The following is a 15,330-nucleotide window of genomic DNA, read 5'->3' on the forward strand; positions in this document are numbered from 1 at the left end:
AGGAGCTTGCCCCCGTCACCGGATGCCGTGAGCGGACCAGGATGCTGGCTGGAGAGGAGAGAAGACGTGGAGAACCCGGACACTCTCGTCCTCAACCTGACCTTCCTGGGCACTGTTGGCGTGGCCCTCATGATGTTCGGCGTCCTCTTCCTGCTCGGCGTCATCACCCTGGTCCTCGCGGGCCTGGGTCGCCTGGCCGCCATTATTCTGATGGCCTTGTTCGGGCGGGTCCCCGGAAAGGGGAAACTCGCCCGGTTTCCCGGCTCATCCGCACAGCCTGCCCAAGCCCGCAAGCCGCTGACGGCAAAGGCCGCAGCACTGAAGCCGGACCGGCTGAAGGAGTCGCTGCGCACCGCCGTCGTACGCCATCCAAAGCTTGCCGCCGCCCGCCACGAACCGCCGGTCCTCGCCGAAGACTGGGCCTCCGCCGTCGCCGAGGCGGACAAGCGCGCCAAGGCCAGGGCACGCGCCGCCGCGCCCGAAATCAAGCTGTCGGTGCGGGACCTTCCGGACCCGGCCGTGCCCGCTGACAAGGTGTCCGAGGTAGCCCCGCTGGTGGAATCCGCCCTGCACAACCATCGGCCCCCACATGAGCTGCCGCGGTCTTTCAAGAAGCCGCAGCCGCCCCATCCGGTGCCGCCGCTGGATACCGGATCCCTGGTTTCCCTGACCGGTAAGCAGCAGGCGCTGAGGGAACAGGCGCAGGACGCGCACCCCCAGCCGTAAGGGAGAACGGCAAAGCCCTTACCCTGAGCAACCATCTGGGTTAGCGTGAAACCCATGGAATTCAGATACCTCGGAAACAGCGGCTTCAAAGTCTCGGAAATTACGTTCGGCAACTGGCTGACGCACGGCTCGCAGGTGGAAAACGACGTTGCCACCCAATGCGTGCGGGCTGCCCTCGACGCCGGCATCAGCACCTTTGACACCGCGGACGTCTACGCCAACACCGCCGCGGAAACCGTCCTGGGCCAGGCCCTGAAGGATGAGCGGCGCGAGTCCCTGGAAATCTTCACCAAAGTCTTCGGCCCCACCGGCCCTAAGGGCAAGAACGATCTTGGCCTGTCCCGCAAGCACATCATGGAGTCCATCAATGGCTCGCTGCGGCGGCTGCAGACGGACTACGTGGACCTGTACCAGGCCCACCGCTACGACTTCGAAACGCCGCTGGAAGAAACCATGCAGGCGTTCGCGGACATCGTCCGGCAGGGCAAGGCGCTGTACATCGGCGTGAGCGAGTGGACCGCGGACCAGCTCCGCGAGGGCCACAAGCTGTCAAAGGAACTGGGCTTCCAGCTCATCTCCAACCAGCCCCAGTACTCCATGCTGTGGCGCGTCATCGAAGCCGAGGTGGTCCCGGCGTCGGAAGAGCTGGGCGTGTCCCAGATCGTCTGGTCGCCCATGGCCCAGGGCGTCCTCAGCGGCAAGTACCTGCCCGGCCAGCCCGCCCCGGAAGGCAGCCGCGCCACGGACGAGAAGGGCGGCGCCAAGATGATCGAGCGCTGGATGCGCGACGACGTCCTGGCCGCCGTGCAGGAACTGAAGCCGATTGCCCAGGACGCAGGCCTGTCCATGCCGCAGCTTGCCGTTGCCTGGGTCCTGCAGAACCCCAACGTTGCCTCGGCCATTGTCGGCGCCTCCCGGCCGGAGCAGATCGCCGACAGCGTGGCTGCCGCCGGCGTGAAGCTCGAGGCGGAGGTCCTGAAGAAGATCGACGACGCCGTCGGCGGCCTCGCTGAACGGGACCCCGCCCAGACCAAGTCGCCGGCCACGCGGGAAGCGTAAGTGGCGTCCGCCTCGGAGCTGCCGAAGCTTGCGGTCACCGGGTCCACGGGAGGCCTGGGCGGAATGCTGGCGCGGCAGCTGGCCGCGTCCGGTTTCGCCCAGCGCCTGCTGGTGCGGGACGCCGGGCGCGCGCCGCAATTGGAGGACGCCCATCCGGTGGTATGTTCCTACGGGGACGGCGCCGCATCACGGCAGGCCCTGGAGGGCGCGGAAATCCTGTTCATGGTGTCCGCCGCGGAGGCCGAAGACAGGCTGCAGCAGCATTATGCGTTTGTGGATGCCGCTGCGGATGCCGGGGTGCAGCACGTGGTGTACACGTCCTTTTACCGGGCCGCACCGGACGCCACTTTCACCCTGGCCAGGGACCATTACGCCACGGAGGAGCGGATCAAGGCGTCAGGGATGGACTACACCTTCCTGCGGGACAACTTCTATCTGGACTTCCTGCCGCTGCTGGCCGGGGAGGACGGGGTGATCCGCGGCCCAGCCGGTGACGGCGTGTTCTCGGGCGTGGCACGGGAGGATGTTGCCCGCTGCGCCCATGCAGTGCTGCGGGATCCGGCCATCCACAAGGGCAAGACCTACGACCTGACCGGCCCGGAGGAATTGACCATGGCGCAGGCGGCCGAGGTGTTGAGCACCGGGACCGGGCGCACCATCAGGTACCAGCCGGAGACGGTGGAGGAAGCCTATGCGTCACGGGCGTCCTACGGTGCTCCGCGGTGGCAGCTGGACGCATGGGTCAGCACCTATACGGCAATGGCAGCGGGCGAGATGGCGGGGCTTTCCCCGGACGTCCACGGGCTGACCGGCCAGGACCCCATCAGCCTTGCCGGGTTCCTGACCCTGCCGGTGCTGTAGCTGGTTTAATTTCGTTGACGGGCGCTTGGACCCGGCGTAGACCTGTTGGCGGGGGCGTCCCTTAACTCCGCTACCAGAATCGCGTCGCCATGAACTACAGCAACCAGCAGCCCACCCGGGAACCGTCGGCGGAACAGGCAACCGTCACAACGCCCGGCGCGCAGCCAACGGCCGGTCCGCTAACCCGCGAGGAACTGCAGCTCGCGGCCCGCAACCATTCCATGCCGCTCGAGATCCTCCGCCGCGAAGTTACGCCGCCGGGGCTTCACTATGTGCTGACGCACTTCGACATTCCGGATCTCGATGCGTCGTCCTGGCACCTGCGGATCGGGGGTGCAGTGGAGCGCGCCCTGGAGCTGGGCATGGCGGCGCTGCGCAGGGATCCGGCCATCACGGTGCCCGTCACCCTCGAGTGCGCGGGTAACGGCCGCTCGCTCCTGGAGCCGCGGCCCGTAAGCCAGCCCTGGGTGCTGGAGGCTGTGGGTACGGCGTACTGGACCGGGGTGCCGCTGGCCTATCTCCTTGGCAAGGCGGGCGTGCTGCCCGATGCGGTGGAGGTGGTCTTCACCGGGGCCGATGCGGGGGTTCAGGGTGGCGTCCCCCAGCAGTACGCGCGAAGCCTGCCGATCCGCGAAGCGCTGCGTCCCGACGTCGTTCTCGCCTACAAGATGAACGGCCATGACCTGCCGCCGCAGCATGGCTACCCGCTGCGGCTGGTGGTGCCGGGCTGGTACGGCATGGCCAGCGTGAAGTGGCTGCAGTCCATCGACGTGGTCCGGGCGCCGTTTACCGGGTTCCAGCAGCAGCCTGCCTACCGGTACCAAAGCACCGCGGACGACGCCGGCACGCCGGTTACGCGGATCAGGGTGCGTTCGTTGATGGTCCCGCCGGGCGTCCCGGACTTCTTCACACGGCAGCGGTTCCTTCGCCCGGGCCCAGTGATGCTGGAAGGCAGGGCCTGGTCAGGGGAAGGTGCCGTGACCGCCGTCGAGGTGGGCATTGACGGCACCTGGCTCCCGGCCCACCTGGACAAGCCCGTTGGCGGCTTCGCCTGGCGGCGGTGGAGCCTGCCGTGGGTGGCCGACCCGGGCGAGCACGTCCTGGCATGCCGTGCCACGGACATCACCGGTGCCACCCAGCCACTGGAGCAGAACTGGAACTACCAGGGAATGGGCAACAACGTGGTGCAGCGGGTCAGCGTGACGGTGGGGTCCGACTAGGCCGGCCAGAGAAAAGGTGCGCCGCCGGTCTTTACAGCATGCTCGCCGGGGCCGCCACCAGCGCGACCAGGGCCATCACGGACAGTCCAACAACCATTGGCCCCGCCACAAGCATCCACGTCGTGGCGGGGTAGCCGCGGTAGCCCCTGCCACGCAGCCTGGCCGTCCACAGAGCCCCGTAGGTGACGCTGGCGAGCAGGTAGGGAATGGTCAGCGCGGTCAGCGCCAGGCCAAGCCAGATGGTCGCCTGAAAAACTGCCATCGTGTTGTCGTCGTACATGTCACCGATCCGTGACGTGCTCAGGGTGATCAAGAGCAGCAGAAGCAGAAGCAAAACGCCGGACAGGACCAGCAGGGTTGCCCGGAAGATCCTTGCCCATGCGGGCAAGGGGGCTTTCTTCATTGGATCCCCCTGACGGCTGAAGTCTTCGTGCTGGTTCGTGCGGTGGGGCTCCACGGTTCTCTCTTCCTGGCGGGGACTCCAAGTCTTCCATGCAACGGGGACGGTGTGACTCAGCCGAGGCTATACTCGGTGCCAGCCATGACCAGTCTCCCTGCCTCCCCCGCCAGTGTCCGCATCGATGCCTGGCTGTGGGCCATCCGCGCCTATAAAACGCGATCGGCCGCCACTGCAGCCTGCCGGGCAGGGCACGTCCGCCTGAACGGCAGCCCGTCGAAGGCGTCGGCGACCCTTGTTACAGGCGACACCGTGACCGTCCGCATGTCCGGGTACGAGCGCATCCTGGAGGTCCGGCGGCTGATCGCGAAGCGTGTGGGAGCCGAGGCGGCCTCACACTGCTTCACCGACCACACTCCCCCGCGGCCCGTTCTGCCGGCGCTCGGCCTGCCGCAACGCGACCGGGGAGCGGGCAGGCCCACCAAAAAGGACCGCCGCGAGATGGAGCGGCTACGGGGCCCTGCGTGAAAGGCGTGCCGGAGACGTCAAGCGCCGGACCTGGCACGCGCCTGCACGAGGTTGGCGAACGGCAACCGGCCGAATTCCGCCACGAAGGCTGAATGACAAGCCGCTTCCGCGCTGTTCAGTTGTTCCGCCGGAAGTTCTTTCCACGCAATGGCCAGTGATCCCGCGTCGGCAAGCTGCCAAATTGCGCGCCCGTCCCAATGCCCGGGCGGCTTTCCTTGCCCGAAGTCCACAAACTCCTGGATCTGACGCCGGAGCCCCCGGTTACCTTTGCTTCCGGGCCCGGCTTTTCCGACATAGAGAACCACGGCGCCGTCCACCCACTCGGCGGCCAGGGCGGCTGCGGGAAGCGACGGTTCCTTCTTCTTGAAGACGCCCGCTGTGCTTTTCGGAAGGAAGCGCGGTTGGAAGCCTTCCGGGGCCACAACGGTGAAGAGCCCCGTTCCTTGTGGGATCCTCATGGCCTCAAGGTCCTGGATCGGCCGGAAGCCAGCGAAACCTTCGGCCTTCAGGCCCTTCCTGGTGAACTGCATAATCCATTGAACAGCATGTCCTCGGAATGTCCTCGGACGGCTGTAGCCTGCCGTTTTCCACATAGGGCAGTTGAGTTGCTGCGGTTGTCACACCCTGATGGAAGACTTTGGTTATGGAAGCAGTATTGCGGTCGGTGCAAGCGGGTGGTGCGGTACTCGTTGCTGGGCCACGGACGCCCCTCGGTGCCGGCCCGCTTTCGTTTCCGTCCTCCCCGGCTGCCCCTTCCATTGCTGATGTCATTAGGCTGTTGGCGTCTGTTCCCATGGCCAGCGATGATGCCGGGAAGATTGACCAGGTGCGGGAGCTGGAGGACCTGAAGTGCCTGGCCGGTGCCCGTCAGGCCGATGCCACCGTTGCTTTTGATTTGTCGCAGCGCCGTGAGCAGGCCGCCGCCGGGGTTCCCGTGAATGAACAGGGCGCCGGGGTCGGGGCGCAGATCGCGTTGGCCCGGCGGGAAGTCCCGGCCCGGGGGTCCCGGTTGCTGGGCCTGGCCAAAACCCTCACCGGGATGCCGCACACCTTCGCCGCGTTCCGGGCTGGCCTGCTGAATGAGTGGCGGGCCACGCTGGTCGTGAAGGAAACCATCTGCCTCAGCCCGGAGGACCGGGCGGGGGTGGATGAGGAACTCGCCGCCGACACCGGCACCCTCGAGGGCGCCGGCGACAAGGCCATTGTGGCCGCGGTCCGGGCCGCCGCGTACCGGCGCGACCCGGCCTCCGTCACGAAACGGGCCGCACGCGCCATCACGGAAAGGACTGTGAGTCTGCGCCCGGCACCGGACACCATGACGTACCTGACCGCACTGCTGCCGGTCGCCCAAGGAGTCGCCGCCTACACCGCCCTGACCCGCGACGCGGACACTGCCCGCAGCGGCGGTGACGAGCGGTCCCGGGGTCAGGTCATGGCCGACATCCTCGTCGAACGCGTTACCGGTATCCCCGGCGGGATCAGCGGGGTTCAGATCCAGCTCGTCATGACCGACCGCACCCTCCTCCAGGCCGATTCCGAACCGGCAAGGCTTCCCGGTTACGGCACCATCCCCGCAGCAGCCGCCCGGGACATCGCCCTCACCCCTCCAGCCACCAAACCCGGTTCCCCCGCCACTGATGACACCGCCCAAGACCCCGCCGGCATGGTCGATATTGCCGGCCGGCACGACCTGGATCTCTGGGTCCGGCGGCTCTACACCGCACCCGCTACCGGCGAGCTGTTGGCAATGGACTCCAAGGCCCGGTTCTTCCCGGCCGGATTGAAACGCTTCCTCCAGATCCGGGACGACACCTGCCGCACGCCGTACTGCGACGCCCCCATCCGCCACCACGACCACATCACCGCCTGGCACGACGGCGGCCCCACCAGCGCCCGTAACGGCCAGGGCCTCTGCAAAGCCTGCAACCACACCAAAGAAACATCCGGCTGGACCACAAAACCCATCCCCGGACGTAGGCACACCGTTGCCACCACCACCCCAACCGGCCACCCCCACCACTCCACCGCACCACCACTACCGGGTTCACGGTTAGCGGGGACACTGTTAGCGGGGACACGGTCACGCTCAGGAACAGTGGTTGGCGCTGGCGCGTGCCCACCCCTGACATGGTCATTTCCTCCTGCAGGGGCCGGCTGGGCCGAATTCGGTGTGCCCACCCCTCGCCGCAAAAGCGTAGAGTGACATAGGACGCCTGATTCTGGACGCCTCGCTGCCAAGGGAGAAATCGTGACGATTGATTGGGACGAAAAAAAGGCCCTGCTACAGGAACCGAACATCGCAAAGGTAACCCAGCTTTGCGATGAACTCATGGAGAAGAAGCCCGGTTCCAGGGTCCCCTACATCGACCCCGTCCACGACGAAGATGAGTGCAGGATCATCAGCCTCCAGGCCAGCCCAGGCAAGGGCACCGAGTCCGGATTTGTCTCCCACAACAACGATGACGAAGCTGCCCGGCGGGCCACCCAGATCTACGAACTCGCTGAGCTGGATCCCCGCTACGTCATGCCGTGGAATGCCTACCCTTGGGTCCGTGAAAGCGGCAGCCCGTCGGCCCTGAGTGTCCAGGAGAAGACCGACGGCCTGCGTCCTTTCCGGCAGTTCCTCAAAATCAACTCCCGGGTGTCCGCGATCATTGCTCATGGGACTGACGCGTCCACGTTCCTCACCCTGTTCGAGAAGACCTACCATTCATCGCTGAAGAACGCCGGCATCAAAATCTACAAGGCCTCCGCCCTCGGCGGCAGGGCCTTTGCTGTTTCCGAAGCCAAGCAGGAAGAGCTGCTGGCCAAGAGCGTTGACACCTACCGTGACGCCATGCAGCGGGCAGGAATCCAGCACCTGTAGCCGACCTTTTCCCAGCCTTCTTTCAGCCGCGCAGGCGCATACTCGTAGGTACCCTGACCGGCGAAAGAACCAGGCTGAACCGTGACGCCCTACCCCAACCGTTCCCACGGCGCGGAACCCCCAGCGGAGGCCGCAGCCCTGCTGGCGCTGGCTTCCGCGCTGGCCATCGCTGTCTTCCTGCCGGTCCGGATGCCGTTCCTGGCAAAGCTCGGCCCTGTCCCGGCGCCCCGGGGCTGACGCCGCCGCCATGACGGGTTTCATCGACGGCCTCCTGAACGTCAGCCCGATCGTGGCGTACGTTGCCGTCTTCTGCCTGGTATTTGCCGAGGACGCATTGTTTGTCGGCTTCGTCATCCCAGGCGAAACAGCAGCCGTCCTCGGGGGCGTGGTGGCCAGCCGGGGCGAGGTGCAGCTGGGCATCATGATGGCCCTGGTGGTGGGTGCCGCCATCATTGGCGACAGCGTCGGCTATGAGGTGGGCAAGCATCTGGGCTCCCGCATCCTGGAGTCAAAGGCGCTCCGCCGCCACGCCGGGAGGTTGGAGAACGCGCAGGACTTCCTCCGCCGGAAGGGCGGTTCCGCTGTCTTCCTTGGCCGGTTCACTGCCTTCTTCCGGGCTGTCATGCCAGCCCTCGCCGGCACGTCCCGGATGCCCTACGGCCGGTTCCTCGCCTGGAACTCCGTGGGCGGCATCGTCTGGGGCATCGGCTTCGTCCTGCTGGGCTTCCTCGCAGGCAACTCCTACGAGGCCGTCGCCCAGGCAGTGGGCCGGGATCTCGCCGTCGTCATCGCTGCTGTGGCCGTGGCGGCGCTCATAGTTTGGCACCTCCATTCACGACGGCGGCGGCAGCTGCGGCGCGCCGCCAACCAACGGCAGGACTAGGGAGAGCTTGACAGCAACTGTGACCAGTGCCATATTTGAGGACGTGAACCTGTCAGACAGCCGGACAGCAGGACAGCCTGCACACCGTCCCCTTGCCCGGCTCAGCGCTGCCGAGGCGGTGTTCAACGCCATCCGCGGGGACATCGAATCCGGTGCGATTCCGGTGGGAAGCAAGCTCAGTTCAGAGTCCACCCTCTCGCAGCAGTACGGAGTCAGCCGCTCGGTCATCCGGGAAGCCCTCCGCTCCTGCACGGCCCTGGGCCTCACGGTCACCAGGACCGGAAAGGGCACGTTCGTCATTGCCAGCAAGGTGGCCAATGACCTAACCCTGGGGCAATACTCCGCACGGGACTTGACGGAAGCGCGTCCCCACATCGAGGTCCCGGCTGCAGGCCTGGCAGCGGAGCGGCGCACTCCGGAGGAACTCGACGTCCTCCGCGGGATCGTCGCCGCCATGGCCGCGGAAACGGATCCGGAATCCTGGGTGGCGCTGGATTCCAGCTTCCATGCCACCATTGCGCGCGCCAGTGGCAACAAAGTGTTCGCGAGCGTCGTGGCTGACATCCGCGACGCATTGGCCCACCAGTCCGAGACACTGAACATGGTGGCTGACCGCCAGCACGCCTCCGATATTGAGCACCAGCAGATCCTTGCCGCCATCGAGACCGGTTCCGCGGAAAACGCCCGCGCCGCCATGGCCCACCACCTGGAAGCCGTGGGCGAAGCCCTGGAATCCATCCTCAACAGCTAGCCGAATCCAACCAACGCTCCCAAGGACTCCATGCCATCCCCCGTGTTTTCTGCTGCCCACACCGCTGCCCCGGACAAGCTGGCCCTGCCACAGCACATCCCGCTGGCAGCCGCCCTCCGCGACGGCCTGTTGGAAAGTGTCCATTATGGTTCAGGGATTGCGCTTGCGGCTGACGGTTCAGTGGCGGCAGCCGCAGGTGACCCGCTGACTCCGTTCTATCCCCGCTCCGCTCTCAAGCCCCTGCAGGCCGTGGCCATGGTCCGTGCCGGCCTGGAACTCCCTGCAGATCTCCTGGCGTTGGCCGCCGCGAGCCATTCGGGCGCGGCAGTGCACCGGGACGGCGCCCTGCGCATCCTGGAACTGCACGGTCTGGCCACCACCGACCTGGAAAACAGCACCGATCTCCCCTATGGCACCACCGAGCGCGAGGACTGGCTGCGCAATGGCGGCCGCGCCACCCGGATCACCCAGAACTGCTCCGGGAAGCACGCCGCCATGGCCGCAACCTGTGCGATCAACGGCTGGCCCGTACAGGGCTACCTGGATCCCTCCCACCCGCTGCAGCAGCTCGTCGCCCGGACCGTCATTGACCTGACCGGCGAGGAGCCGGCCGGCGTGAGCACCGATGGCTGCGGGACCCCGTTGTTCGCCCTCACCCTCCAGGGCATGGCGCGCGCCTTTGGCCGGATCGCCCAGGCAGCCGCACGGCACGACGGCGACTTGGATCCCACGAACGCGGAAGCCGCCGTCGGGCTCGCCATGCAGCAACACCCACACATGGTGGCCGGGGAAGGCCGCGACGTCACCGAACTGATGCGACTTCTGCCCGGCGCCGTGGCCAAGGACGGCTTTGAGGGCGTCCAGCTGGTGGGCCTGGCTGACGGCAGTGCCGTGGCCGTGAAGATTTCCGACGGCGGCGACCGCGCCCGGATGCCCGCCACCGTGCGCCTGCTGGAGGCGCTGGGCGTGGACACCGAACCCCTCGGTGAGATCGCCACCGCACCCGTGCTGGGCGGCGGCCACCAGGTGGGCCTGCTGCTGGCCACTGACTTCCTGAACACCACCCAGTCCACGCCCGACAACGAAGCCCTGTGAGGACCTCAATGACCATGATCGACACCGCCGCGGACGCCACGTCTGCCCCCAGCACCAGGTCAGAGCACGACCTGCTGGGCGACCGGGACGTGCCCGCCCAGGCGTACTGGGGCGTACATACGCTCCGCGCCGTAGAGAACTTCCCCATCACCGGCCAGAAGCTGTCCTCCAATATGCACCTGGTCCGCGGGCTTGCCGCCGTGAAACTGGCGGCCGCCCGCACCAACCGGGAGCTCGGCCTGCTGGACGCCGAACGCGCCGACGCGATCGAGCAGGCCTGCCACGACGTCCTGGCCGGCCGGCTTGCCGACCAGTTTGTGGTGGACGTGGTCCAGGGCGGTGCGGGCACGTCGTCGAACATGAACGCCAATGAGGTCATCGCCAACCGTGCCCTGGAAATCCTTGGCCATCCCAAGGGCGACTACGCGCGGCTGCACCCGAATGACCACGTCAACCTCAGCCAGTCCACCAACGACGTGTACCCCACGGCCGTCAAGCTGGGCACCATCTTCGCCGCCAGGGAGCTGCTGGCAGCACTCGAGGAACTTGAGGACGCCTGCGATGCCAAGGCCATGGAATTCCGCACCGTGGTGAAAATGGGCCGGACCCAGCTCCAGGACGCCGTCCCCATGACCCTGGGCCAGGAGTTCGGCAGCTACGCCGTCACCATCGGCGAAGACCGGCTGCGCCTGGCGGAGGCCGAGCTGCTGATCCACGAGATCAACCTCGGCGCCACAGCCATCGGCACGGGCCTGAACGCGCCGCACGGTTACGCCGAAACAGCCTGCCGGCACCTGGCGGAGGTCACGGGCCTGCCGCTGGTCACCGCCGTCGACCTGATTGAAGCCACGCAGGACGTGGGCGCCTTCGTGCACTTGTCCGGCGTGCTCAAGCGGGTGGCGGTCAAACTGTCAAAGATCTGCAATGATCTCCGCCTCCTCTCCTCCGGCCCCCGCGCCGGCTTCGGCGAGATCAACCTCCCGGCCGTCCAGTCCGGATCCTCCATCATGCCCGGCAAGATCAACCCGGTGATCCCGGAAGTGGTCTCCCAAGTGGCCTACGAGGTGATCGGCAACGACGTCACCATCACCATGGCCGCCGAAGCCGGCCAGCTGCAGCTCAACGCTTTCGAACCAATCATCGTCCACAGCCTCCACAAGAGCATTTCCCACCTCGAAGCAGCCTGCCGCACCCTTACGGCCCGCTGCATCCGTGGAATCACCGCCAACACCGAACACCTGCGCCGCACCGTGGAGCAGTCCATCGGGCTGGTCACCGCTTTGAATCCCCACCTCGGCTATGCCACCGCCACTGCCATTGCGCAGGAAGCACTTGCCACCGGCAAGGGTGTGGCTGAACTGGTCCTGGAACACGGACTCCTCACCGATGCCCAGCTCCAGGAACTCCTGAGCCCCGAACGCCTGGCCAACCTCAGCAAGTAGTCCCCACATCCCCAAAGGACACTCCCATGACAAATACCCCCCTTCCTGACCACGTTATTGACGGCGGGCACGCGCACGCGTCCGAGACCTCCCTGCACGCGGAGGACAAGGGTTACCACAAGAACCTCAAGCCCCGGCAGATCCAGATGATCGCGATCGGCGGCGCGATCGGCACCGGCCTGTTCCTGGGCGCCGGCGGCCGGCTCAACGCCGCGGGACCGTCCCTGGTCATCGCGTACGCGGTCTGCGGGTTCTTCGCGTTCCTGATCCTGCGCGCCCTGGGCGAACTGGTCCTGCACCGGCCCTCCTCCGGCTCGTTCGTCTCCTATGCCCGGGAATTCTTCGGTGAAAAAGCCGCGTTCGTCTCCGGCTGGTTCTACTGGATCAACTGGGCCACCACCACCATCGTGGACATCACCGCCGCCGCCCTCTACATGCACTTCTTCGGCAACTACATCCCCTGGATGGCCGACGTCCCGCAGTGGGCCTGGGCACTGACCGCCCTCATCGTAGTCCTGGCCCTGAACCTGGTCTCCGTGAAAGTCTTCGGCGAAATGGAATTCTGGTTCGCCCTGATCAAGGTCGCCGCCCTCGTCGCGTTCCTCATCATCGGCACCTACTTCGTCATCTTCGGCACCCCCGTGGACGGCCAACCAGTCGGCATCAGCCTCCTGAACGACAACGGCGGGATCTTCCCCAACGGCCTGCTGCCCATGATCATCCTCATGCAGGGCGTCCTGTTCGCCTACGCCTCCATCGAACTCGTCGGCACCGCCGCCGGCGAAACCGAAAACCCCGAAAAAATCATGCCCAAAGCCATCAACTCCGTGGTCTTCCGCATCGCCGTGTTCTACGTCGGCTCCGTCATCCTCCTGGCCCTGCTGCTGCCCTTCACCTCCTACCAAAAAGGCGTCAGCCCCTTCGTCACCTTCTTCGGCTCCATCGGCGTCCAGGGCGTAGACGTCATCATGAACCTCGTCGTCCTCACCGCCGCCCTGTCCTCCCTCAACGCCGGGCTCTACTCCACCGGCCGGATCCTGCGCTCCATGTCCGTCAACGGCTCCGCCCCCAAATTCGCCTCCCGCATGAACAAAGCAGGCGTCCCCTACGGCGGCATCGCCATCACCGCCGTCGTCTCCCTCCTCGGCGTCCCCCTGAACTACCTCGTCCCCGCCGAAGCCTTCGAAATCGTCCTCAACATCGCCTCCGTCGGCATCATCATGACCTGGGCCACCATCGTCCTGTGCCAAATCCAACTCAAACGCTGGGCCGACAAAGGCTGGGTCACCCGCCCCTCCTTCCGCATGTTCGGCGCCCCCTACACCGGCTACCTCTCCCTGCTCTTCCTCATCAGCGTCCTCATCATGGTCTTCATCGACTCACCCCTGACCATGCTCGTCACCGCCATCGCCTCCATCCTCATGGTCATCGGCTGGTACGCCTGCCGCCAACGCATCCGCGACATCGCCGAAACCCGCGACGGCTACACCGGCACCTCACCGGTGGTAGCCAACGCACCGGCTGAAACCTTCAAGAAATAACTGCCGCCACGCGCAGTAACTGCTGAAACGCCCGACGGCGGCGCCCAGGTTCCGGTAATCGGGAACCAGGGTGCCGCCGTCGGACTTTAACGCACCAGGTGACCTACTTTGACGGCTTGACCACCATGGCGGAGCCGCCGCCGCGCCTCACCGGCTCGGCTGCCGCGAGGGTGCGGCCGTCATCGAGGAATTCGATGGCGGTGGCCGCCCCGATCTCGGAGGCGGACGAGAACGAGTCGCCGGACGGGGTGAACTCATGGCCGAAGCGCGAGGTCAGTGCGGCCCCGTACTTGTCAATGAACGCCGGCTCGGCAGTCACCTTCGCCGTGTTCCGCTGTGCTGCACGCGGCGCGGCGATGGCATCCGGGGTGCTCATGCCCAGGTCGATCCGGTTCACCAGGGTCTGCAGGACGGTGGTGATGATGGTGGATCCGCCCGGGGAGCCCAGGGCCAGGAACGGCTTGTCGTCCTCCAGCACGATGGTGGGCGACATGGACGAACGCGGCCGCTTGCCGGGCTCGATCCGGTTGGGGTCCGCCGCGTCAAAGACGGTGGAGAAGTCGGTGAGCTCGTTGTTGAGCAGGAACCCGCGGCCGGGAACCACCATGCCGGAGCCGCCGGTCTGCTCGATGGTCAGCGTGTACTCCACCACGTTGCCCCACTTGTCCGAGACCGTCATGTTGGTGGTGGAGATGTTTTCCGTGTCCTTTTCATCGCCGGCCGCGGCCGGTTTCACCGGGCAGGTGCCGTCGTAGTTGGTGACATCGCCCGCCGTCTTCAGCGGCTTCGCGGCTGCGTGCATGGGGTCGAGTTCACAGGCCCGTTCCTTACCGAAGATGGGATCGGTAAGGGCTTTGGTGGGCACCTTCACGAATGCCGGGTCTCCCACGTACTTGGCGCGGTCCGCGAAGGCCAGGGCGCTGGCCTCCAGGTAGTGGTGCAGGACGGCCGGCTGGTCCTTCTTCAGTGCGGGCAGGTCGAAGACGTCCAGGATGTTGAGCGACTCACCTACCGTGGTGCCGCCGCTGCTGGACGGCGCCATGCCGTAAACGTCATAGCCCCGGTAGTTCACGTGGGTGGGGTCCTGGTCCAGGGCCTTGTAGTGCTCCAGGTCCTTCTCCGTCATGGAGCCCGCAGGGACGGGAAGCTTGGTGTCCGGAGACTTGGGCGGGTTCTGCACGGTGTGGGCGATCTCCTTGGCCAGCGGGCCGTCGTAGAACGCGTCCGTGCCCTTGTCTGCCAACAGCCGGTAGGTATCGGCCAGGTCATGGTTCTTGAACACCGAGCCCACTTCGGGGAGCTGTCCGTCCCGGAGGTAGAGGTCCTTAGTGGAGGTGAACGCCTCAAACCGCAGCTGGTTGTCTTTGGTCTGGCTGCGGAACGTCTCATCCACCACGAACCCGCGGTCCGCAACCTTGATGGCCGGCTTCAACGCCTCGCGCAGGCTGATGCTGCCCCAACGCTCCAGCGCGCGCTCCCAGGTAGCGGGAGTCCCGGGGACGCCTACCGAGACGCCGCTGGTGACCAGATCGGGCGTGAATTTGTAGGCTTCCTTCGTGGCAGGATTAATGAACGCATCCGGTTTGATCCCCGCCGGCGCCGTTTCCCGCCCGTCGATGGTTTTGACCTTGCGGGATTTGGCGTCGTAGTAGACGAAGTAGCCGCCCCCGCCAATGCCTGCGCTGTAGGGTTCCGTGACTCCAAGCGTGGCTGCCGCGGCAACGGCTGCGTCCACCGCGTTTCCGCCCTTGCGGAGGACCTCGATGGCCGCCGCTGACGCTTCAGGATCCACCGTACTGACCGCCCCGCCATAGCCGGTGGCCGTGGGATTCTTATCGGTCTGCCGCGGATCGGCGGCGGCGGGGCTGATGGCCCCGGTGGTAACGCTCATGGCCAGCGCTGCCGTAACAGCTGCGAGCCGGCGTCCAATATGTGGCATCGTGGCTCCTATATGGGGGTTT

General features: G+C 66.3%; 16 protein-coding genes. 13 read left to right on the plus strand and 3 right to left on the minus strand.

Features of this window, described 5'->3' with window-relative positions; translation table 11 throughout:
• The first annotated feature begins 66 nt into the window (after positions 1–66).
• The 4 genes from FBY33_RS04155 to FBY33_RS04170 all read left to right on the plus strand — a co-directional run bounded on the left by FBY33_RS04155 (position 67) and on the right by FBY33_RS04170 (position 3,866).
• Positions 67–726: a hypothetical protein gene (locus tag FBY33_RS04155; protein ID WP_142029424.1), complete on the plus strand. Its 660-nt coding sequence runs from the start codon at positions 67–69 to the stop codon at positions 724–726.
• A gap of 54 nt (positions 727–780) precedes the next feature.
• The gene (locus FBY33_RS04160; RefSeq protein WP_142029425.1) at positions 781–1,785 is read left to right on the plus strand and encodes an aldo/keto reductase family protein; all 1,005 of its coding nucleotides are present in this window, start codon (positions 781–783) and stop codon (positions 1,783–1,785) included.
• Positions 1,786–2,646 (plus strand): SDR family oxidoreductase, encoded by an 861-nt coding sequence (locus tag FBY33_RS04165; RefSeq protein WP_142029426.1) that lies wholly within the window; start codon positions 1,786–1,788, stop codon positions 2,644–2,646.
• A gap of 89 nt (positions 2,647–2,735) precedes the next feature.
• Positions 2,736–3,866: a sulfite oxidase gene (locus FBY33_RS04170; protein WP_142029427.1), complete on the plus strand. Its 1,131-nt coding sequence runs from the start codon at positions 2,736–2,738 to the stop codon at positions 3,864–3,866.
• Between the two features lie 31 nt (positions 3,867–3,897).
• Here FBY33_RS04170 and FBY33_RS04175 read toward each other — a convergent pair whose 3' ends face one another.
• Entirely contained in the window at positions 3,898–4,269 is a 372-nt protein-coding gene (locus tag FBY33_RS04175; RefSeq protein ID WP_142029428.1) for a hypothetical protein, read from the minus strand.
• A gap of 138 nt (positions 4,270–4,407) precedes the next feature.
• Between FBY33_RS04175 and FBY33_RS04180 the strand changes: the two genes are divergently transcribed.
• Positions 4,408–4,791 (plus strand): RNA-binding S4 domain-containing protein, encoded by a 384-nt coding sequence (locus FBY33_RS04180; protein WP_056332115.1) that lies wholly within the window; start codon positions 4,408–4,410, stop codon positions 4,789–4,791.
• A 17-nt stretch (positions 4,792–4,808) separates the two neighbouring features.
• Here the strand turns inward: FBY33_RS04180 and FBY33_RS04185 are convergent, their stop codons facing one another.
• Positions 4,809–5,321 carry a hypothetical protein gene (locus tag FBY33_RS04185; RefSeq protein WP_142029429.1) on the minus strand — a complete coding sequence of 171 codons (513 nt, stop codon included), beginning with the start codon at positions 5,319–5,321 and terminating at the stop codon, positions 4,809–4,811.
• 113 nt (positions 5,322–5,434) lie between these two features.
• On the opposite strand from FBY33_RS04185, the gene FBY33_RS04190 reads away from it, so the two are divergent.
• From FBY33_RS04190 to FBY33_RS04220, 8 genes are all read left to right on the plus strand, one after another.
• Positions 5,435–6,994, plus strand: a complete 1,560-nt coding sequence (locus FBY33_RS04190) for an HNH endonuclease signature motif containing protein (RefSeq protein WP_142029430.1) — start codon at positions 5,435–5,437, stop codon at positions 6,992–6,994.
• A 45-nt stretch (positions 6,995–7,039) separates the two neighbouring features.
• Complete coding sequence (locus tag FBY33_RS04195) at positions 7,040–7,657, plus strand: uracil-DNA glycosylase (RefSeq protein ID WP_142029431.1); 618 nt, start codon at positions 7,040–7,042, stop codon at positions 7,655–7,657.
• 81 nt (positions 7,658–7,738) lie between these two features.
• On the plus strand, positions 7,739–7,894 hold the full coding sequence (locus tag FBY33_RS20315; protein ID WP_160141938.1) for a hypothetical protein: 156 nt from the start codon (positions 7,739–7,741) through the stop codon (positions 7,892–7,894).
• 10 nt (positions 7,895–7,904) lie between these two features.
• Entirely contained in the window at positions 7,905–8,540 is a 636-nt protein-coding gene (locus FBY33_RS04200; protein WP_142029432.1) for a DedA family protein, read from the plus strand.
• Positions 8,541–8,583: 43 nt separating this feature from the next.
• Complete coding sequence (locus FBY33_RS04205) at positions 8,584–9,291, plus strand: FadR/GntR family transcriptional regulator (RefSeq protein ID WP_142029433.1); 708 nt, start codon at positions 8,584–8,586, stop codon at positions 9,289–9,291.
• A gap of 30 nt (positions 9,292–9,321) precedes the next feature.
• Complete coding sequence (locus FBY33_RS04210; protein ID WP_142029434.1) at positions 9,322–10,386, plus strand: asparaginase; 1,065 nt, start codon at positions 9,322–9,324, stop codon at positions 10,384–10,386.
• Between the two features lie 8 nt (positions 10,387–10,394).
• On the plus strand, positions 10,395–11,828 hold the full coding sequence (locus FBY33_RS04215) for an aspartate ammonia-lyase (protein WP_142029435.1): 1,434 nt from the start codon (positions 10,395–10,397) through the stop codon (positions 11,826–11,828).
• 26 nt (positions 11,829–11,854) lie between these two features.
• Complete coding sequence (locus tag FBY33_RS04220; RefSeq protein ID WP_142029436.1) at positions 11,855–13,369, plus strand: amino acid permease; 1,515 nt, start codon at positions 11,855–11,857, stop codon at positions 13,367–13,369.
• A gap of 103 nt (positions 13,370–13,472) precedes the next feature.
• On the opposite strand, the gene ggt is transcribed toward FBY33_RS04220, so the two are convergent.
• Positions 13,473–15,308: a gamma-glutamyltransferase gene (ggt, locus tag FBY33_RS04225; protein ID WP_142029437.1), complete on the minus strand. Its 1,836-nt coding sequence runs from the start codon at positions 15,306–15,308 to the stop codon at positions 13,473–13,475.
• Positions 15,309–15,330 lie beyond the last annotated feature (22 nt).

Source organism: Arthrobacter sp. SLBN-112 (assembly GCF_006715225.1).
GTDB lineage: Bacteria > Actinomycetota > Actinomycetes > Actinomycetales > Micrococcaceae > Arthrobacter.